The organism is Enterobacter sp. Acro-832, assembly GCF_011752745.1.
In the GTDB taxonomy this organism is placed as follows: Bacteria; Pseudomonadota; Gammaproteobacteria; order Enterobacterales; family Enterobacteriaceae; genus Enterobacter; species Enterobacter quasiroggenkampii.
On the sequence record NZ_VWWX01000004.1, the window covers coordinates 408,116 to 427,930 of the forward strand.

At 57.8% G+C, this 19,815-nt stretch carries 15 protein-coding genes; 7 read left to right on the plus strand and 8 right to left on the minus strand.

Translation table 11 applies throughout. The features are described 5' to 3' along the window. Positions 1–38: 38 nt before the first annotated feature. The 4 genes from yjfF to ytfQ all read right to left on the minus strand — a co-directional run bounded on the left by yjfF (position 39) and on the right by ytfQ (position 4,654). Entirely contained in the window at positions 39–1,040 is a 1,002-nt protein-coding gene (gene yjfF / locus F3J31_RS16705) for a galactofuranose ABC transporter, permease protein YjfF (RefSeq protein WP_021240694.1), read from the minus strand. Further along, the gene (ytfT, locus tag F3J31_RS16710) at positions 1,027–2,052 is read right to left on the minus strand and encodes a galactofuranose ABC transporter, ATP-binding protein YtfT (protein WP_167214253.1); all 1,026 of its coding nucleotides are present in this window, start codon (positions 2,050–2,052) and stop codon (positions 1,027–1,029) included. Before ytfT ends, yjfF begins: the two co-directional genes overlap by 14 nt. 10 nt (positions 2,053–2,062) lie before the next feature. Next, positions 2,063–3,565, minus strand: a complete 1,503-nt coding sequence (gene ytfR / locus F3J31_RS16715; protein ID WP_167214256.1) for a galactofuranose ABC transporter, ATP-binding protein YtfR — start codon at positions 3,563–3,565, stop codon at positions 2,063–2,065. Between the two features lie 132 nt (positions 3,566–3,697). Continuing rightward, a complete protein-coding gene (gene ytfQ / locus F3J31_RS16720) occupies positions 3,698–4,654 on the minus strand; it encodes a galactofuranose ABC transporter substrate-binding protein YtfQ (protein ID WP_014882271.1) in 957 nt (318 codons plus the stop codon). 309 nt (positions 4,655–4,963) lie between these two features. Between ytfQ and ppa the strand changes: the two genes are divergently transcribed. Further along, a complete protein-coding gene (gene ppa / locus F3J31_RS16725; RefSeq protein ID WP_008501423.1) occupies positions 4,964–5,494 on the plus strand; it encodes an inorganic diphosphatase in 531 nt (176 codons plus the stop codon). A gap of 215 nt (positions 5,495–5,709) precedes the next feature. Next, positions 5,710–7,293, plus strand: coding sequence for a methyl-accepting chemotaxis protein (locus F3J31_RS16730; protein WP_167214259.1), 1,584 nt, complete (start codon positions 5,710–5,712; stop codon positions 7,291–7,293). 43 nt (positions 7,294–7,336) lie between these two features. Here F3J31_RS16730 and F3J31_RS16735 read toward each other — a convergent pair whose 3' ends face one another. Genes F3J31_RS16735 through tamA form a run of 3 tightly spaced genes read right to left on the minus strand, consistent with a single transcriptional unit; the run spans position 7,337 to position 13,190 of the window. Beyond that, on the minus strand, positions 7,337–7,681 hold the full coding sequence (locus F3J31_RS16735) for a gamma-glutamylcyclotransferase (RefSeq protein WP_014830431.1): 345 nt from the start codon (positions 7,679–7,681) through the stop codon (positions 7,337–7,339). A 2-nt stretch (positions 7,682–7,683) separates the two neighbouring features. Then, positions 7,684–11,460 (minus strand): autotransporter assembly complex protein TamB, encoded by a 3,777-nt coding sequence (gene tamB / locus F3J31_RS16740; protein ID WP_167214262.1) that lies wholly within the window; start codon positions 11,458–11,460, stop codon positions 7,684–7,686. Next, on the minus strand, positions 11,457–13,190 hold the full coding sequence (gene tamA, locus F3J31_RS16745; RefSeq protein ID WP_045908043.1) for an autotransporter assembly complex protein TamA: 1,734 nt from the start codon (positions 13,188–13,190) through the stop codon (positions 11,457–11,459). Before tamA ends, tamB begins: the two co-directional genes overlap by 4 nt. Positions 13,191–13,414: 224 nt before the next feature. Here tamA and msrA point away from each other — a divergent pair, with 224 nt between their 5' ends. Beyond that, positions 13,415–14,056 (plus strand): peptide-methionine (S)-S-oxide reductase MsrA, encoded by a 642-nt coding sequence (gene msrA, locus F3J31_RS16750; protein WP_048027915.1) that lies wholly within the window; start codon positions 13,415–13,417, stop codon positions 14,054–14,056. Here msrA and F3J31_RS16755 read toward each other — a convergent pair whose 3' ends face one another. Continuing rightward, positions 14,057–15,115, minus strand: a complete 1,059-nt coding sequence (locus F3J31_RS16755) for a LacI family DNA-binding transcriptional regulator (protein WP_167214266.1) — start codon at positions 15,113–15,115, stop codon at positions 14,057–14,059. A gap of 192 nt (positions 15,116–15,307) precedes the next feature. Here F3J31_RS16755 and F3J31_RS16760 point away from each other — a divergent pair, with 192 nt between their 5' ends. The 4 genes from F3J31_RS16760 to F3J31_RS16775 are packed head-to-tail and all read left to right on the plus strand — an operon-like array spanning position 15,308 to position 19,759. Continuing rightward, positions 15,308–16,459, plus strand: coding sequence for a Gfo/Idh/MocA family oxidoreductase (locus F3J31_RS16760; protein ID WP_048225344.1), 1,152 nt, complete (start codon positions 15,308–15,310; stop codon positions 16,457–16,459). 16 nt (positions 16,460–16,475) lie between these two features. Next, positions 16,476–17,645 carry a Gfo/Idh/MocA family oxidoreductase gene (locus tag F3J31_RS16765; RefSeq protein ID WP_048225340.1) on the plus strand — a complete coding sequence of 390 codons (1,170 nt, stop codon included), beginning with the start codon at positions 16,476–16,478 and terminating at the stop codon, positions 17,643–17,645. Positions 17,646–17,656: 11 nt separating this feature from the next. Further along, entirely contained in the window at positions 17,657–18,724 is a 1,068-nt protein-coding gene (locus F3J31_RS16770) for a Gfo/Idh/MocA family oxidoreductase (protein ID WP_167214269.1), read from the plus strand. 12 nt (positions 18,725–18,736) lie between these two features. After that, positions 18,737–19,759 (plus strand): Gfo/Idh/MocA family oxidoreductase, encoded by a 1,023-nt coding sequence (locus F3J31_RS16775; protein ID WP_167214273.1) that lies wholly within the window; start codon positions 18,737–18,739, stop codon positions 19,757–19,759. Positions 19,760–19,815 lie beyond the last annotated feature (56 nt).

A 19,815-nucleotide genomic window follows, 5' to 3' on the forward strand; every position in this document is an offset into this window, starting at 1 on the left:
TACCGGAAAATGTTTAGACTTTAAGCAAATTCAGCGTGTTATCGCTCTGTTACCGATGTGTTTACGCGAGTAACAGGTGAGCTTTGACGGTTCTCCCAGAGCACCGTCAGACCACGCTGTAGGGCAATAAAAATAAACAGCAGAATGCCGATGGCGATCTTCGTCCACCACGAGCTGAGCGTGCCGTCAAAGTTGATATAGGTTTGTATCAGCCCCTGAATCGCCACGCCGAACAGCGTCCCCAGCACCGTCCCCACGCCGCCACTGAGCAGCGTACCGCCGATGACCACAGAAGCAATCGCATCCAGCTCAACGCCCACGCCTGCGAGGGCATAGCCCGCCTGGGTGTATACCGAGAAGACGATACCCGCCAGCGTCGCCAGGCCGGTCGAGAGCATATAGATGCGGATGGTGGTGCTGCGGGTCGAGATCCCCATCAGGTTAGCCGACGTGGCGTTGCCGCCAATGGCGTAAACCTGATTGCCAAACCGGGTACGGTGAGCAAGGAAGATGCCAATGACGACCACGCCCAGCATCAGCAACCCCATCGCGCTCAGGCGGCCGCCGCCGGGGATTTTCCACGCCAGGCTGGAGAGCGTGTCGTACACCGGATGGTTAATCGGGATCGACTCTTCCGACACCAGGTAGCTCACCCCACGGAGGAAGAACATTCCCGCGAGGGTAATGATAAACGCCGGAATTTTTAACGCGTCGATCAGCAGCCCCATAAAGGCGCCAAACGCGCAGCCCATCACCAGCACCAGCGGAAACGCCACCAGCGGTGAGATGCCCCAGAAGCCGATCGCCTTTGCGAGAAATACGCCCGTAAACGCGATCACCGAGCCGACGGAGAGGTCGATCCCGCCGGAGAGGATCACAAAGGTCATGCCGACGGCGATAATGCCTAAAAAGGCGTTATCGGTCAGGATATTGCAGATCACGCGCGTCGAGGCAAAACCGGGGAACTGCGTCAGACAGTAGAGGTAGCCCAGCACAAACACGCCCAGCGTGATCATTAGCGGTAAATTACGTTTTATCATGGCCACGGATCCCCTTAATGATGCTGACAAAGCGCGGCGACTGGACGATCAGCACGCAGAGCACGACCACCGCTTTCACCACCTGGTTGAGTTCCGGCTGGAAACCGGAGAGCAGGATCCCGGTGTTCATGCCCTGAATGATCAGCGCGCCGATCACCGAGAGCAGCAGGTTGAAGCGTCCGCCCATCAGCGACCCGCCGCCGATGACCACCGCCAGGATCGCATCCAGCTCCAGCCAGAGCCCGGCGTTGTTGGCATCGGCTCCGCGGATATCCGCTGCGACGATCACCCCGGCGATGGCGGCGCAGATACCGCTCAACACGTAGGTCAGCATCACCATCAGCCGCGTGTTGACCCCGGCGTTGAGCGCGGCGCGGATGTTGATCCCGACGGCCTCAATGAACATGCCCAGTGCCGTTTTGCGGGTAAAAAGCCAGAACACCACTAACGTCGCCAGGGCAATAATCACCGGCGTCGGGAAGAACAGAAGGTTGCCGCTGCCGAGCCACGCCAGGCTCGGTGAGTTGAAGGTAACAATCTGGCCGGAGGTAATCAGCTGCGCGACGCCGCGCCCGGCCACCATTAAAATCAGCGTGGCGACAAAGGGCTGGATTTTCAGCACCGCCACCAGAATACCGTTCCATAACCCGGCCAGCACGCCGGTACCTAAGGCTGCCAGCAGGACCACCGGCAGGCTGTGCCCGGCCACGGTCATGGAGGCGGCCGTGGCCCCGGCGATAGCCATCACCGCGCCGACGGAGAGGTCAATCCCGCCGGTGGCAATCACCAGCGTCATCCCGATGGCCAGCAGCGCCACGGGCGCGGCACGGTTTAAAATGTCTATCGGGCTGCCAAACAGGCGGCCATCCTGCACGATGATCTGGAAGAAATGCGGGGCAACCAGGCTATCAACCAGCAGCACCACCAGCAGCGCCGCGATTTGCGGCGTGCCGGTCGGCCAGTTGAAGCGGCGCTTTGACTCACCGGTTTGCGAAAGCGAACGGGACATCACGATTCACTCCTTATGCCGCGATGGCATTCATGATCGCCGGAACGGACAGCTTATCCAGCGGGATCTCTGCCACCTGTTTACGATCGCGCATAATGATGACGCGATCGGCATAACTCACCAGCTCTTCCAGCTCGGACGAAATGACCAGCAGCGCCAGACCGTCAGCGCACAGGGTCTCGATAAGCCGGATAATTTCGGCGTGCGCCCCCACGTCAATGCCGCGGGTCGGTTCGTCGAGGATCAGGAACTGGGGTTTGGTCAGCAGCCAGCGCGACAGCAGCACTTTCTGCTGGTTACCGCCGGAGAGAAATTCAATGGGCTGTTCCGCGCTCGGGGTGCGGATGCCGAGCTGGCGGATAAAGCGCTCAGCAATGGCGTTCTGCTCTTTGCGAGGGATCGGCCGCAGCCAGCCGCGCTGGGCCTGTAGCGCCAGAATGATATTTTCCCGCACCGAGGCCGCGGCAATAATGCCGTCCGTTTTCCGGTCCTCCGGGCAGAAGCCGACGCCGAGACAGGAGGCCTGATGCGGCGATCGCAGGGTTTGCGGTTTGCCCTTGATCAGCGCGCTGCCGCTGTCGGCGGGCTTGATCCCGAAGATCACCTCGGCGGTCTCGGTTCGACCCGAGCCTAACAGGCCCGCCAGCCCGACAATTTCGCCTGGCCGCACCTCAAGGTTAAACGGCGAGATGACCCCTTTTTTACCGTAATCGCTGAACGCGGCGACCGGCTTCTCGCTCAGCAGCGTGCGGCCCGCGCGCTGAAGGGCGTTGGTCTCCAGCTCGCGGCCCAGCATCATTTTGACCAGCTCGATCTGCGGCAGCTCGCGGGTTTCGCGGCAGCCGACAAAGCTGCCGTTGCGCAGCACCGTAATGCGATCGCTTACCTCATACACCTGATCGAGGAAGTGGGTAACGAAGATCAGGCTGACGCCCTGATCGCGCAGCTGGCGCATCAGGGTAAAGAGCATTTCCACCTCCTGGGTATCGAGGCTGGCGGTGGGTTCGTCGAGGATCAGCACCTTTGCGGAGAGATCGATCGCGCGACAAATGGCGACGATCTGCTGCATCGCCACTGAAAAGCGGTTCAGCGGCTCGCGGACGTCGAGGGAGAAGCCGTAGGATTCCATCAGCGTTGTCGCCCGCGCCTCCATCTCTTTACGGCGCAGCAGGCCAAAACGTCGTGGCTCACGGCCAATAAACAGGTTATCCGCCACCGACATATTCGGCAGCAGGTTCACTTCCTGATAGACCGTCCCGATCCCCAGCTGCTGGGCATGGGCGGTGTTTTTTGGCGAAATGGCGTTGCCTTCCAGCCAGATGGTGCCGCGGTCAGCGTGATAAACACCGGTCAGGGATTTAATCAGCGTCGATTTTCCCGCGCCGTTCTCGCCCAGCAGCGCCATGATCTCCCCGCGCCGCAGGCTGAAATCAACGTTATCCAGCGCCTTTACGCCGGGAAAGAATTTACTCAAGCCCTCTGTGCGGAGGATTTCCTGGTGTTGTTCAGTGGTCATGGTTTCCCCCTCACCCTGACCCTCTCCCCGGAGGGGAGAGGGGATTGATCGTGCCAATTGTTAATATCCAGCTCCGCCCTGCCTTTCTCCCTCTCCCCTCCGGGGAGAGGGCTGGGGTGAGGGGCGCGGGTCTTAGTAGCCCATATTTTTCTTCTTCTCTAACTCTTCTTTCGCCGTATCAGGCAGATAGAGCGTGGACTTGGTGACCGTCACTTTCTCCGGCATCGTGCCGTCTTTCTTGAATTTCTCCAGCGCGTCGAATGCCGGGCCCGCCATGTTTGGCGTCAGCTCCACGCTGGCGTTGGCTTCGCCGTCGATCATCGCTTTGTAGATGTCCGGCACGCCGTCGATAGAGCCGGTGAGGATATCTTTGCCCGGCTTCAGGCCCGCTTCTTTAATGGCCTGAATCGCACCGATCACCATGTCATCGTTGTGGGCGTAAACCATGCAGATGTTCTTGCCGTTGTTTTCAGCCTTAATGAAGCTCTCCATGACCTCTTTACCTTTGCTGCGGGTAAAGTCGCCGGACTGAGAGCGGATAATCTTGATGTTTGGCGCTTTCGCGATGGCTTCAGCAAAGCCTTTTTTACGGTCGATGGCCACGCTCGCCCCGACGGTACCCTGCAGCTCAACGACGTTACACGGCTTGCCGTCGACCTGTTTTACCAGCCAGTCACCAATTAACTGCCCTTCCAGCACGTTGTTGGCCGTCACGGTGGTCATATAGAGAGATTTGTCTTTGACGTCGATGGAACGATCGAGCAGGAAGACCGGGATCTCAGCGTCTTTCGCTTCCTTCAGGACGGGTTCCCAGCCGGTCGCCACGACGGGGGCAATAAAGATGGCATCCACGCCCTGGGCGATAAAGGAGCGCACGGCTTTGATCTGATTCTCTTGTTTTTGCTGACCATCGGCGATTTTCAGGGTAATACCGCGTTTCTGAGCTTCGCTTTTCGCCACGTTGGTTTCTGCCGCTCGCCAGCCAGATTCAGAGCCGACTTGCGAAAAACCTACGGTTAAGGGAGCGGCCATCGCCATAGACGACATGGCTGCCGAAACGGCTGTGACCAGGAGTAAGCGCTTCCACATATGAACGTCCTCGTAGGGTGAGTTATTGTTGGTTAAAAGATGTTCTGCGGAATGACTATAGCCCATGAAATATGTAACGAATTGCGTTACATCACACTTCAGAAAAGTGAATAAAACGTTAATCACAAGTTTGTAATCGCTTTCATTTCTCCATGAAAAATGCGGCTGAGTTTATGGATTTTTCTGTCATGGAATCGGTCTGAAAAGTGGGAAGAACGTGGAGAGAAGGCGAAAACAGGCGGAGACATTCAGCGCGAGTTGGCTATAATACCTGCCACTTGTTTACCATCCATTTTAAAGGACACCGACATGAGCTTACTCAACGTCCCAGCGGGTAAAGAACTGCCAGAAGACATCTACGTAGTTATCGAAATCCCGGCTAACGCAGATCCGATCAAATACGAAGTGGACAAAGAGAGCGGCGCCCTGTTCGTAGACCGTTTCATGTCTACCGCGATGTTCTATCCGTGCAACTACGGTTACATCAACCACACCCTGTCTCTGGACGGTGACCCGGTTGACGTGCTGGTCCCAACGCCATACCCACTGCAGCCAGGCGCAGTGATTCGCTGCCGTCCCGTTGGCGTGCTGAAAATGACCGACGAATCCGGTGAAGATGCGAAGCTGGTTGCGGTACCGCACACCAAGCTGAGCAAAGAATACGATCACATCAAAGATGTGAACGACCTGCCAGAACTGCTGAAAGCGCAGATTACTCACTTCTTCGAGCACTACAAAGACCTCGAAAAAGGCAAGTGGGTTAAAGTTGACGGCTGGGACAACGCAGAAGCAGCGAAAGCGGAAATCATCGCCTCTTTCGAACGCGCTGCCAAGAAGTAATTCTTACTGTCGATTAAAAAAAGCCCCGCATGCCGGGGCTTTTTTGTTGCCCTGAAACTGTCACAAAAACGTCATAAAGAGATTTTATCTCGCAATATTAATTAGATATCGCTTTTTACCTGCCCTATCCCCTCTTCCCCCTTTAAAGTCTGCCTGCCGCAGGTCGATACCTCCCGTGATATGAGCACAATCGCGTTTTCACATAACAGGAAATCATGAAACTCAACACACTCACCATTGGACAGCGACTTGGCATTCTGGCGTCGCTTCTGTTGCTTGCAACGCTTTTTATTGGCCTGCGTGGCCTGCTGATCAATAGCGACAGTCAGGCGCAGAACGAACAGATTATGGCCATGGAACAGACCATCACCAGCAGCATCGATACCGCCCGCAATGCTCAGGTACAATTCAAAATTCAGGTCCAGGAGTGGAAGAACACCCTGATTCGTGGTGCTCAGGGACAAGAAGCGTTCGATAAATACAAAAAGGCCTTTGTCGCAGAAAGTCAGAACACGCAGGCACTACTGACCCGGCTAAGTGAGCTTCTGCCGAAAATTGGCATGGATAATCGACAAGTGCTGGCAACGCGCGACATCCACGCCGGGCTGGAACAGAAATACCTGGCGGCACTGGCTACCTACCAGGTGGGAGATCCCACCAGCGCCCAGCGAGTGGACAAACAGGTTACAGGGATTGACCGCGAGCCGACAAAGATGATCGACAACGTTGTGGCCCATACGCTGCAGCATGCCCAGGCTATTCATGAGCAGACCATCGCCATAAACGAGGCGCAGTACCAGAAAACGAAATGGATGCTGATACTGGCAATGGTTCTCACACTGGCCGCCGGGATACTCATTACCTGGTGGCTGATTCGAAGCATTACTCTTCCGCTGGCACAAGCTGTCACCATAGCACGTACCGTTGCCGCCGGTGATTTGCAGTCCCGCTTTACCGTGGCCGGTCGAGATGAAACGGCTGAGCTCATGCGCGCTCTGCAGGAGATGAATGACAACCTCACTCGCATTGTCTCTGGTGTACGTAAAGGTACCGAAACCATCGCCACCGCATCAGCGCAGATTGCCAGCGGTAGTCATGAGCTTTCCTCGCGCAACGAAGCACAGGCCAGTGCCCTGGAACAAACCGCAGCATCCATGGAGGAGCTGACGTCAGTTGTAAAAAGCAATGCAGAGCATTCACGCACAGCCAGCGATCTTGCCCGTAATGCCCGTCAGGTAGCCCGCCAGGGAGAAGAAGCCGTTGAACGTGCAATGCACACCATGAGTGAAATTCATAATTTCTCCAGCGAGATCAACTCTATCATCAGCATGATCGACAGTATTGCCTTCCAGACCAATATCCTGGCGCTAAACGCTGCAGTTGAAGCGGCGCGTGCAGGTACTGAAGGCCGCGGTTTTGCCGTTGTTGCAGCAGAGGTGCGCGCCCTGGCGCAACGATCAGCTGCCGCCGCCAAAGATATCCGTGTTTTGATCGACCGCTCTGTTAACCGAATTGATGAAGGGAACGGGCAGGTGCAGCAGGCCGGTGCAGCGATGGCCGATATTCTGCATAGCGTGAGTAAGGTGAGCGAACTGATTGAAGCGATCTCGCATGCCAGCCATGAACAAAGCACGGGTATCGATCAGGTCAATGTGGCCGTGACGCACATGGATACAGCCACGCAGCAAAACGCAACCTTGTCACAGGAATCTTCCGCCGCAGCGCAGGCTATGCATCGACAGGCAGAACAGCTTCTGGAATCGGTGCAGATATTCAAGCTGCGTCATGACGCCGTTTAGCCCATAAAAAAACAACGCCACCTCACGGTGGCGTTGTTTTTTTTCAGTACTGGTCTCTGTCTAACCAGTTACCGCTTACAATCCGCGTTAACCCTTCGACCGGACGCTGGTAGACATACATCCACGCACTTCCGTACGGCGTCTGGATCAACTGGCGCGCGTATTCACCGCCCCTGGTGCGCAAGGCATCAAGTTCGGCAAGTGTCGCGTTATCAATACGATAAACTTCACCCTGTACTGTTCCTTCGCCGGGAACCGCGCCTGGATAGTGGCCCAGGCTGTACAACTGGTAGTTCTCGATATTGTAATTCCCCAGCAGCAGGGCATTGGTCATCCAGTGACTGTTGCCTTGCTTGGTTCGTAAACTGCCGTAGACAAATATTCGCATTGCTAAAACTCAAACTGATAGAGCAGATCAAGTGCCTGGTCTACGCCGGACACTGCTTCCAGATATAGCTTAGGCATCAGGCGATAGCGTAACGTGAGTGTTGCCAGTGAGTCAAAGATCCCCACACCATATTTTACCTGCAGACCCGGCAGTACATAACCGCTGACCACCACCTGCGAGGAGTCACCCACGCCCTGGGTGTCCAGCGCCAGATTGCTTACGCCGAACGTCTCGCCGATTTTACCCACAACCTGCCCACTTTGTGCAACCCCCAGCCCCACTAACATCGAGGTCATCGCCGCACTGTCGCTCTGACCGCTGTCGAGACCTTGTCCACGCAGCAGGTAAGAGAGAGCCTCCTGCTGGGACATCGCCGGGTCAGAGAAGATCTCCGCCTTCGGTTCGTCAGCAGAACCGGTGACGCGTACCCCAGCAATGACGTCGTTTTCCGTCGCTTCCGGGTTACGAATCGCTTCGATGTTGAGCAGGGGCTGATCCGGTGGACCGGAGAACAGCAGCTCGCCTTTACGGACAATCAGATCCTGACCATAAGCGTGGAAACGCCCTTCAGGAATATTGATTTGCCCGTTCAGGCCAAGCCCTTGTTTATCCTGCGCCACCTTCAGGTCGCCCGTAAGCCTCGCCTTCAGCCCAAACGCATCCAACCGCACGTTATTCCCCACGTGCACGATAAGGTTACTATTAATCGGTATGCCAGCGCTCTTCTGTTCGACAGGTTTCAGATTTTCATTGAGCATAACTTCATCACTTGAGACGCCGACCGCACTTTCCGGCACATCGTGAACCACGATGCGCGCCCACGGCACGTCGACGCGACCGTCAAGCGTGAAGAGGCTTGGCGTGGCTTCAAAGACCACATCAGGTGAGACGTCCAGACGCACCATCGGCGGTACGGTGATGCGCACCTTACTGCCTTTCGCGGCAATACGGGCGCGCCAGTTATCGAGCTGGCTCCAGTCCGCGTCGCCGCTCAGGTTGATTTGCCCTTGCTGCGTCAGTACCGAGCCGCTTAGCGTCGAGCTCATGCCGTTGAAGTTCATGGCGATCTGGCTGGGCTGCATGTCAAACGGCATAAAGTTGCCGTCAATATCCACGCCGCTGAGCCGCAGTTGGCCGAACAGCTGAGGGGTTTGTGCATTGCCCGCCAGGCGCAGGTTGGCATTCACCATGCCCTCTGCTTTTTCCCCGCGCGCGAAAATCGGGTTCACCATCGCCAGGTTGAAGTTGCGGATAGTGACGTTGCCGCCCAGATTTCGCCGACCCTGTGGGTCGGTAATTTGAACCTTCCCGTCAAACTGACCGTTATTGGTGAGGCGAATCAGCCACCCCAGCTCCGCACGGTTGTTATGCAGGTCAGCGCTCAGGTTCAGGGTGTCGAAGGCCACCGGCAGCGGCGCGTCATTCACCTCCTGCGTCACCTTCACGTTACGCCCGGACAGCGTGACGCTACCCTGCGGCAGCCCCTCTTTGGTGGTGTCCCAGGCGACATCGGCTTTCCCGCTGAAGACGCCGCTCGCCTGCGTGGTCTCCGGCATAAACGGTTTTAGCATCGCCAGATCGAAGCGGTTGAGGTTGATCTGCGCGCGCCCTTCCGCGCCCGCATCGATGGTCTGCGGCACGCACAGTTCCGCATTCGGGTTGGTCCAGCAGTGCGGCCCAATGCTGATCTTCTGCTCGGCGTTGCGGTAGTCCAGAGCAATGGCGCGCGACAGCGCCAGCGGCCCGACCGGCGTATTGAAACGGGTGTTATCCAGCGTCCCTTTCCAGCGCGCCTGTTTGCGGTCGAAGCTACCGGTCAGGTGAAGCTGGCCGGAGACCGGCTCGCCCTGCACCCGTAGCTGCAGGTCGTGCTGCTTCTCGTTCCCTTTCGCGTCCAGGGTGACCAGGCTGATGTTCACGTCCGGCTGAGAAATACGCTCCACGCGCAGGTTCAGGTTACCGCCGATCTGGTCGGTGGATTTCACATCCCCTTCTACGCGGACGCGGGCAACGCTTAGCTCTTGCCAGCGCAGGTTATTGGCGGTGATATCCGCCAGCAGCTGCGGCGCGTCTACCGTGCCGCGCACCTTCACGAGTCCTTTCGCCGTACCGCCAAGCCCCGGCAGGGCGTTATCCAGATTCGGCGCGTCGATGGTGGCATCCAGATTAAGATCTTTCACCCCCAGCTCGCCTTTGATATCCGCCGTGTTGCGCCCCAGGGCCACATGCAGGCCCGGGATAACCCACTGCAGATAGCTGTTGCCTTTCACCGAGCCCTCAACGTTTACCTTGTTCTGCTTCACGTTCCCGGTGAGCTTGATCTCCGGCACGTCCATCTGCCACGTGCCGCCGTACAGGCTGCCGCGGGTTTTAATCAGGCCATCCAGCTTCGACGGCCAGTCTGGCACCTCTTTGGCGGTGTTAATGCCCGTCAGCTTCAGCTCGCCGCGCCAGCTGATCGCCTGCTGCCAGTCGAGCAGCGCGGTCAGCTCGGTTTTACCTTCCAGCGCCGCGACGGTCAGCTTGTCGAGGTTGACCTGCTGTTCGTTGCCCTTCGCATCCAGGGTGATGTTCGCGGGCGGCACCCCCTGCCCCTTCACCGCGGTGCGGAACGAGAGCGTGTAGTCGGTCATCTTGCCGCTCAGCTTCAGCTTCAGGTCATCGGCCTGGAACTGCTTTTCGCCGGTGAACGGCCAGGAAAGCTGCTTGCTGACAACCTCAAGATTGAGCGGCAGCCCGGCTTCCGCCAGCTGGGTTTGCGCACGCAGGGCCATATCCACCGGGCCGGAGAGATTCACGCCAACATCGAGCTTATCGCGCAGCGCCCCGCCCACCTTGACCTTCACTTTCTCGCCTTTCAGCGGGTCGATGTTCAGGGTGCTATTCAGCGTGATATCCACCGGCCAGCTGTCGCGCAGCAGGGCATTACCTGACGCATTCACCGAGCCCTGGTTGGTGTCGATATCCAGCGCGTCGAGCTTCATGTTGCCGTCAATGCTGCTGACCTTCAGCAGCATGTTATAGACCGTCAGGTCGGTATCGCCCGTCAGACGCAGCTGTTCGCCTTTGAATTCCTCAATGTTAAGGTTCAGCGGCAGATGAACGTCGGTCATTTCCGGCAGCACTGGCTTCGAGAAGAGGTCTTTCAGCGTTTCGCCCAGCGGCTTCTCTTCCGGCTGCGGGTTCTGGATCTTCGGCTCGACGATCTCTTCCTGCGCCACGTCGGCCACTTTCGGCAGCGCGATCAGCAAGCCCTGCAGGGACGTTGGCGTCAGGGTGAGGTTTTTCTCCTGCCAGCGCAGGCCGGAGGTGAAATCCATCACGGACACGGTGGTGTCGTCGATTTTGATATTGATGTTATCGAGCGCGACCCGATAAAGCGCGATCGGGTACGGCGTGGAGAGATTCAGCGGGCCGCTGTCCTCTTCTTCAACCGGCGCAGACTTCGGCATTTTCTTCGAGTCTATCGCCACGTTGACATCTTTTAGCGACAGATCGTTGACGCAGAGCTTGCTGTCCCGCAAACAGCCCAGCTTCACCGCCAGGTGAAATTCCCCGGCGTTAACCGCCACGCCCGGCTGCTCATAGCGGATGTTCTTCAGGCGCAGGTCGCGCCAGCCGCCCGTCACCTGGCCAATTTCCAGCCCCGGCACCCAGCGGTTCGCGGCGTTAAACAGCAGATGCAGCCCGGTCGTCGTTCCTACCAGAAACGCCACCGTCCCGAGCAGCAGCACGATAAAGATCAGCACTCCGAGGCTTATTTTCTTCCATAAACTCATAATTCAGGCCCCAGACCGATGTAAAACTGTAATCCGTGTTCATCTTTGTCACCCACCGGCACGGCGAAATCGAGCTTGATGGGCCCGACGGGTGACTGCCAGCGCACGCCGACGCCCGCGCCGGTTTTAAAGTCGCTGCGGCGGATATCGTTCACCGCTTCACCGCCGTCAACAAACATGGCGCCCCACCACTTTCCGCTGACGTTGTACTGGTACTCCAGCGAGCCCGTCGCCAGTTTTGACGCACCGGTCAGCTGGCCCTTTTCGTTCTCAGGTGAAATCGATTTGTACTTATACCCGCGAATGCTGCGGTCGCCCCCGGCGAAGAAGCGCAGATCCGGCGGAACGCGCTCGAAATCTCCCGTTTCAATCCAGCCGAGATTGCCGCGCATCACAAAGCGATGTTTATCGTACAGCGTGCGGATCCAGACGTTTTGCGCCTGAAAGACGGAGAAGTCCACGTCGGAGCCCCAGGCGGTGTTGGAATAATCGATGGAGTAGCGCTGCGAGTCGCCCCAGGTCGGCATCAGGCCCCCGCGCGAGCGGGTACGGCTGATCATCACCCCCGGATAAAGCAGCATGGTGGTATTAGTGACGTTGGCCTGGGTAAAGTGATCGAGGCTCCAGCGCAGGTTAATGGCGCGCTGCCAGCCGCTGGAGAGATCCCAGAAACGGGAGACCGCAAGCGTCGTCGAATCCTGCTCGGTGTCGTTCAAATCGGTGCGCTTAAAACCGCCCTGCAGAAGGTAATACTGCTCCAGCGGATTTTTCAGCAGCGGCATTTTGTAGCTGAAATCCAGCTGCTGCTCGGGCGCAGAAAGGCTCAGGCTGGTGGTCAGGCTGTGGCCGTACGAGTTCACCCACGGTTTTTTCCACGAGGTTTTCACCCGTGGCCCCACGTCCGTCGAGTAGCCCACACCGGTCTCAATGGTGTTCTCGGTGCGCGGCGAAACAACGCCATGCAGCGGCAACACCTTGGTTTTGCGAGACTTATCAAATTCCGGTGCGACAACCACGGAGTTAAACCAGCCGGTAGCGGAGAGGCGTCGGTTCAGCTCTCCGAGGTCGCTCGACTGGTAGTAGTCCCCTTTTTTGAAGGGCACGAGGTTTTGCAGATACTCTTCACGAATTTGCGAACCTTCGAACGTCACGTCACCAAAGCGGTAACGTTCTCCGCTGTCGTAGTCGATATCCCAGAAGGCCTGACGTCGCGCCAGCGCAATGCCCAGCTGGCTTTTGTTGAACTGGCTGTCAAAGTAGCCCTTACGCAGGGAAACGCTGGTCAGCTCTTTTTTGAAATGATCGTAGTCGCCGTGGTTAAGCACGGTACCGATTTTCGGCCGCGTGCTGAGCAGGTCCAGGTAATCCCGGTCGGTACGCGCCCCGCCGCGCAGGATGACATTCGTGCCGCCAATCAACACCGGCTCGCCCGGCGAAACGCGGGCAATAAGCACCTGGCGCCCCTTCTTTGGAGGCGGACGGAGGTCAAAATCAATGGTGGGTTCGTAATAACCCAGCGCTTTCAGCCCCTCGCGGATCGCATCATCGACGCGCGCGCGAAAACGCCGGTCCGGCGTCACCTCATCACTCTGGATGGTCGATAACTGCGCACGTACGTTTTTTTGTAGCGCCCCGGATAACCCCTCAACCTGCAAACGGACATTCGCCGCGCTGGCAATCCCGCTTGTCAGCAACACACTGACTAAACATAACTGGCGGATTTTTGTCACGTTTTCTCCTGAATATCCCTGTTTCCACCCTGGAAGCAAATGAAGTGCCGCTCCGCGGCAAAATACGGCCTGATGGCCAAAAACCCGAATCGTGGGTTGAAAATGGGTGTAACACCCAAATATTTCTTATGATTAAATCTAGTCTCATTCAGCGCATTTATTGTGTTCAATTAAACGCTTCGTGACAACCTTAACTGAAACATCGCACCCCGGGAGGCCCCATCGTGAGTTTATTCGACAAAAAGCATCTGGTTTCACAAGCAGATGCATTACCGGGACGCAACACCCCTATGCCTGTAGCGACCTTACACGCCGTCAATGGCCATTCTATGACCAACGTGCCGGATGGCATGGAAATCGCCCTGTTCGCCATGGGCTGCTTCTGGGGCGTTGAGCGCCTCTTCTGGCAGCTGCCCGGCGTTTACAGCACGGCAGCCGGCTACACGGGCGGTTACACGCCGAATCCAACCTACCGCGAAGTCTGCTCCGGCGAAACCGGCCATGCGGAAGCGGTACGCGTGGTCTATGACCCTGCGGTAATCAGCTACGAACAGCTCCTGCAGGTCTTCTGGGAGAATCACGACCCGGCGCAGGGCATGCGTCAGGGCAACGACCACGGCACGCAGTACCGTTCTGCTATCTATCCGCTCACCCCTGAGCAGGATGCCGCCGCGCGCGCCAGCCTGGAGCGTTTCCAGCAGGCCATGCGTGAAGCGGGCGATACGCGCGAGGTGACCACGGAAATCGCGACGGCGAAACCGTTCTACTACGCCGAGGACGATCACCAGCAGTATCTGCATAAAAACCCGTACGGCTACTGCGGCATCGGAGGCATCGGCGTTTGCCTGCCGCCACAGCTGGCCTGATCACTGTTCCAGCGCCACGCGAGCCGCGTGGCGCGTGGCATTGCTGACCGAGCCGTAATCCATCACTTTGCCCTGCAACAGCAGGTTAAAGACCGGTGCCTGCGGTCTGTTGAGCCGCGTTTGCAGCAGATGAACGGCCTCAATACCCAGCTCACGGCAGGGCACCGTCACGCCCGTGACCGGTTTTTCCAAACGGTGCGCTAAATTCCATGCAAAATCGGTCGTGATAAGCGAAATGTCTTCCGGAATGCGCAGCCCGTGTCGCGTCAACGCCCTTACCACCCCTTCCGTCATGCTGGTACTGTTCGGGAAAATCACCTCCGGCCACTGCGAGCGGTCATGATTCACTAACCACGCATCCAGCGCCTGCTCGGCCTCTTCTGCGGTAAACCACTCCGTCACGAGCAAATCGCGCAGGGGATCGAAGGCGACGTGAAAATGACGGTACGCCTCTTTGATGCCGTCCAGTCGCGCGTACAGCGTATCCCGCCGCAGGCAGGTGAGCGTGAGCACGCGGCGATGCCCCTGCTCGAAAAGGTACTGCATGGTGGTGAAGCCGATCGCCCGGTGATCGGGTGACACGGAATCCAGCACCCGATCCCGGTCAACGGAATTAATCAACACGCAGGGCTTATTCAGGGTGCTTGCCAGTTTAAATATGGTGGAATCATCAGTGCCAATAATAATTATCGCGTTAATATTCTTATGACTGGCTTTTTCCATAAAGACTTTCACATCGGCGTGCTGCTCTTCTAAACCACAGCACGTGACCCACACATTATGCCGCGCGCAGGCTTCAGCAATTCCTTTCGTCACTTCCAGATAAAAAATATCCCCGCGTCCCTGAAAGGTTCTTTCCGGTGCAAAAACAGCGATACCGTTAATGAGCAGTCTTCCGCTCGCCATAGACTCCAGCACACCGAGCTCCCGCGCGGTGCGAACGATCGCTTCCCTGGCTTTATCGCTGGTGTAAGACTTGCCGCTTAATACCCGCGAAACCGTGCTGACGGAATAGCCCGTCAGGGCCGCAATTTCCTCCATTTTTAACTTGCCCGGCATAGTGTGACCTCGCTCTCATTCAGTTTTTGCAAATATTTGCAGAAACAGTCCTTTGATTTTAAAACCAAATTTCAAAACGCCTGGAGATTACTTAATCACCTTGCGAGTATTCTCACAAAAACACATTGTCGCTACCGTTCCCCTTTCCTATTTTCCGGTCATCACTCATTTCAACTGAAATTAAGGTGTGACATGGAGAAGGTACGTTTTGGCATTATTGGAATAGGTAATATCGGTACGGTCCACGCGCGTTATTTACTGGCGGGTACGGTCAGCGACGCCTGCCTTGCCGCAGTTTGTGATAATGCGCCGGAAAAGCATCCGGCCATTCGCCAGCTGGTCGGCACCCTCCCCGTGTTCAGCGACGCGCAGGAGATGCTCCAGAGCGGGCTTATCGACGCGGTGATTGTCGCTACGCCCCACTACGAGCATCCGCGCCTGTCGATGCTGGCGATGCGCAACGGCATCCACACCCTGTGTGAAAAACCGGCGGGCGTGTATACCGCCCAGGTACAGGAGATGAACGCCTGCGCCCAGGCGTGCGATGTGGTGTTCGGCATCATGTACAACCAGCGCCCGAACCCGCTCTACCAGAAGGTGAAAGATCTGATCGACAGCGGCGAGCTGGGTGAGATCCGCCGCTCCAACTGGATCATCACCAACTGGTATCGCTCGCAGAGCTATTACAACTCCGGCGGCTGGCGCGCCACCTGGAAAGGAGAAGGCGGCGGCGTGCTGCTCAACCAGGACCCGCACCAGCTCGATCTCTGGCAGTGGCTGGTCGGTATGCCGGTCCGTCTGCGCGCGTTCTGCCAGTTCGGCAAGCATCGCGATATCGAAGTGGAAGACGACGTCACCGCCTACGCCGAATATGCCAACGGCGCAACGGGCGTGTTCATCACCACCGTGGCGGAAACGCCGGGAACCAACCGGCTGGAAATCGTCGGCGATCGCGGCAAGGTGGTCGTCGAAGAGGGCAAGCTGCGCTACTGGCGGCTGCGGGAATCTGAAACCGCCTTCAACGCCCGCTGGCAGAACGGTTTTGGCGAGCCTGAATGCTGGGAGGTCACGCTTCCCGTGGCCCCGGAATGCAGCGAACACCACGTTATTACCGCCAACTTCTGTGCCGCCATCCTGCGCGGCGAGCCGCTCATTGCGCCGGGTCTGGAAGGGATCCACGGGTTGACGCTCTCCAACGCCATGCACCTCTCCACCTGGACGGACGACTGGGTCGAGTTCCCGCTCAACGAAAAACAGTATCTGCGCCTGCTTCAACAACGCATCAGCACCTCAGTGGCTAAAGAGACAGCCAGCGTCACGCTGGACGCCTCAGGCACCTGGTAACTCCGGAGAAGAATCAATGTTAAATGTCGCTATTGTGGGAACAGGGAATATCTCGCACAACCATATTCAGGGCTATTTGCAGTTTGGCCAACGCTGCCGGATCGTCGCGCTGGTTGATATTTATCCGGAAAAAGCCCACGAGAAAAAAGCGCGCTACGGCCTGACGGACGCCCGCGTGTATGACAGCCACCAGCAGATGCTGGCGTCAGAGCCGGATATCGATATCGTCGACGTCTGCACGCCGCCCTACGTCCACGCAGAGATCAGCATTGATGCCCTGAACGCGGGCTGCCACGTGCTGTGCGAAAAACCGATGGCCGCCTCGCTGGAGGAGTGCGACGCGATGATCGCCGCACAAAAGGCCAGCGGCAAAATGCTCTCCATCATTGCCCAAAACCGCTTTACCGATGCCTTCTGGCGCTTAAAAGCAGCGCTGGATTCGGAGCTTGCGGGCAAGGTTTGCCACGCGCAGGTGGACTCCTTCTGGTGGCGCGGACACTGCTATTACGACCTGTGGTGGCGCGGCACCTGGGAAAAAGAGGGCGGCGGCTGCACCCTTAACCACGCGGTTCACCACATCGACGCCATTCAGTGGATGCTGGGCTTTCCGTCTGAGGTGGTGGCGATGATGACCAACGTGGCGCACGACAACGCTGAAGTCGAAGACCTCAGCGCCGCGATCTTCAAATACCCCAGCGGTGCGCTCACCCAGCTTACCGCCTCGGTCGTGCACCACGGGGAAGACCAGAAAATCATTATTCAGGGTGAGAAGGCGCGCATCTCCGCGCCGTGGCAGGCCTTTGCCAGCGTCAGCGCCGACAACGGCTTCCCGCAGGAAACCCACGACCAGCAGCGCGAAGCGCAGCTCGACGCGGTGTTTAAGCAGACGCCGAAGCTCGAGTGGACGCTGCACGCCGGGCAGATTAATGACCTGCTTTCTGCCATCGAGCACGGCACGGCACCGTTAGTGGATGGGTTACAGGGCAAACGCTCGCTGGAACTGATCGCCGCGATCTATAAATCCGCCATTACCCGCACCGTGGTCTCGCTGCCGATTCAGCGCGACGACCCGTTTTACCGTACCGGTGGGACGAGCGCCCTCGCTCCCCGTTTTTATGAAAAATCCGCAAGCGTCGCCAACTTCAGCGAAGTGGGTGCGATTCCCCTTGGCAAAGACCTGGATTAAGGAGTGACACCATGAACAAAAATGACGGAATGAACTACGCGCCGGTGGGTAAACCTCAGCCGGTTGTCCGCGAGGGGGAGTTTGTTTTTGCCGCTGCCGCGCTCGACCACGGCCATATCTACGGCATGAGTAACGGCCTGATTGAAGCCGGGGCCACGCTGAAGTGGGTATACGACCCCGATCCGGCAAAAGTGGATAAATTTATCCAGCAATACCCGCAGGTCAACGTGGCGGAGTCGCTGGAGGTGATACTCAACGACGACGAAGTGCGCCTGGTGGCCGGTGCGGCCATCCCGTCTGAGCGCTGCGCGCTGGGGCTGAAAGCGATGGCGGCCGGCAAGGACTACTTCACGGATAAAGCCCCGCTCACCACCCTTGAACAGCTGGCGGATGCCAAAGCGATGGTTGAGAAAACCGGCCGGAAATACGCCGTGTACTACAGCGAACGTCTTCACGTGGAGAGCGCGGTGTTTGCCGGACAGCTGGTGCAGCAGGGGGCCATTGGCCGCGTCGTCCAAACCCTGGGGACAGGCCCGCACCGGGAAGGGACCGGCCGCCCGGACTGGTTCTACGATCGTCGCTACTTCGGCGGCATTCTGTGCGACATCGGCAGCCACCAGATTGAGCAATTTCTGTTTTACACGGGCAACCATAACGCCACCGTGGTCGCCAGTCAGGCACGCAATTTCAACCATCCGCAGCATCCGGCATTCGAAGATTTCGGTGACGCAACAATCAGGGGCGAAAACGGTGCCAGCGGTTATTTCCGCTGTGACTGGTTCACCCCCGACGGACTCTCAACCTGGGGCGATGGACGTCTGACGCTGCTCGGCACCGACGGGTATATCGAGATCCGCAAATATGTCGATCTCACCCGCGGCGAGCAGGACGTGGTTTATCTCGTCAATAAGGAGGGGGAATTCCGCTATCCGGTCGCCGGACAGGTCGGGTTCCCGTTCTTTGGCGAACTGATCCTCGACTGTCTGCATCGTACCGAAAACGCCATGACGCAGGCGCACGCCTTCAAAGCGGCCGAGCTCTGCGTGAAGGCCCAGATGCTGGCCAACGCGACGGAATAACGGGAGGCGACAATGACGATCCTGAACACGGCGGTTATCGGTGCCGGAGCGATCCACGGCTGCCATGTGAATGCGTTGCGCCTGCTCCCCAACGTCGCGCTACGCGCGCTGGTCGACCTCGACAGCGTCAAAGGGCTGGAGCTGGCAATGCGCTATCAGTGCCGCTTCTATCAGGATTACCGGGAAATGCTGCTGGATGATGCCATCGACGTGGTCCACATCTGCACGCCGCATTTCGAGCATAAAAGCATGATCCTGGCGGCGCTCGCCGCCGGGAAACATGTTTTCTGTGAAAAACCGGTGGGCATGAATAGCAGCGAACTCGTGGATATCACCCGCGCCGCCGAACAGGCGTCGGGTCTGCTCGGCGTGTGCTACCAGAATCGCCTCAACCCCACCAGCCTGCGCATTCGCCAGATGCTGGAGGAGGGCAGGCTGGGGAAAATGCTCAGCATTAAGGCCGTGCTGACGTGGTCACGCTCGGGCGCGTACTACACCGAAAGCCCGTGGCGCGGGCGGCTGGCAACGGAAGGTGGCAGCCTGCTGATCAACCAGGCCATTCATACCCTCGACCTGATGCAGTGGTTTGCCGGTGGCGTAACGCGCGTGAAAGGCGTGGTGGACAGCGGCGAGCTGGCGGACGTAACCGAAGGGGAAGACAGCGCAATGGCCACGCTGCACTTTGCCAACGGCGCGCGCGGCCTGTTTTACGCCAGCAACTGCAATACCACCGATTCCCCGCTTCTGATGGAGATCCACTGCGAAAAGGGCTCGCTGCTGCTGCATAACAACGTGCTCTGGTGCATCACCCGCGGCGAGCGCCTCAGACTGGCCAGCGATGACTCTCCCGACGGCTCGGTCAAAAGCTACTGGGGACTGGGGCACGAGCAGGCGATCCGCCGGTTTTATCACGCCATCACCCACCCGGGGCACACGGATTACACCAACATCCGTGAAGCCGGACATTCACTCACGCTTGTGGAGGCTATTTACCGCTCATCTCAATTAAGACAATGGATAGATATCAATAACTAGAACGTAATTTGTATTCCAGCACTCATTAAAAAAACGACCCGGAAAACGGGTTAATC

Excerpts from the sequence above, each read along its gene's own strand:
- yjfF (WP_021240694.1), bottom strand. The coding sequence starts at position 1,040 with ATGATAAAACGTAATTTACCGCTAATGATCACGCTGGGCGTGTTTGTG.
- ytfR (WP_167214256.1), bottom strand. The coding sequence starts at position 3,565 with ATGACCACTGAACAACACCAGGAAATCCTCCGCACAGAGGGCTTGAGT.
- ytfQ (WP_014882271.1), bottom strand. The coding sequence starts at position 4,654 with ATGTGGAAGCGCTTACTCCTGGTCACAGCCGTTTCGGCAGCCATGTCG.
- ppa (WP_008501423.1), top strand. The coding sequence starts at position 4,964 with ATGAGCTTACTCAACGTCCCAGCGGGTAAAGAACTGCCAGAAGACATC.
- F3J31_RS16730 (WP_167214259.1), top strand. The coding sequence starts at position 5,710 with ATGAAACTCAACACACTCACCATTGGACAGCGACTTGGCATTCTGGCG.
- F3J31_RS16735 (WP_014830431.1), bottom strand. The coding sequence starts at position 7,681 with ATGCGAATATTTGTCTACGGCAGTTTACGAACCAAGCAAGGCAACAGT.
- tamB (WP_167214262.1), bottom strand. The coding sequence starts at position 11,460 with ATGAGTTTATGGAAGAAAATAAGCCTCGGAGTGCTGATCTTTATCGTG.
- F3J31_RS16755 (WP_167214266.1), bottom strand. The coding sequence starts at position 15,115 with ATGCCGGGCAAGTTAAAAATGGAGGAAATTGCGGCCCTGACGGGCTAT.
- F3J31_RS16760 (WP_048225344.1), top strand. The coding sequence starts at position 15,308 with ATGGAGAAGGTACGTTTTGGCATTATTGGAATAGGTAATATCGGTACG.
- F3J31_RS16765 (WP_048225340.1), top strand. The coding sequence starts at position 16,476 with ATGTTAAATGTCGCTATTGTGGGAACAGGGAATATCTCGCACAACCAT.
- F3J31_RS16770 (WP_167214269.1), top strand. The coding sequence starts at position 17,657 with ATGAACAAAAATGACGGAATGAACTACGCGCCGGTGGGTAAACCTCAG.
- F3J31_RS16775 (WP_167214273.1), top strand. The coding sequence starts at position 18,737 with ATGACGATCCTGAACACGGCGGTTATCGGTGCCGGAGCGATCCACGGC.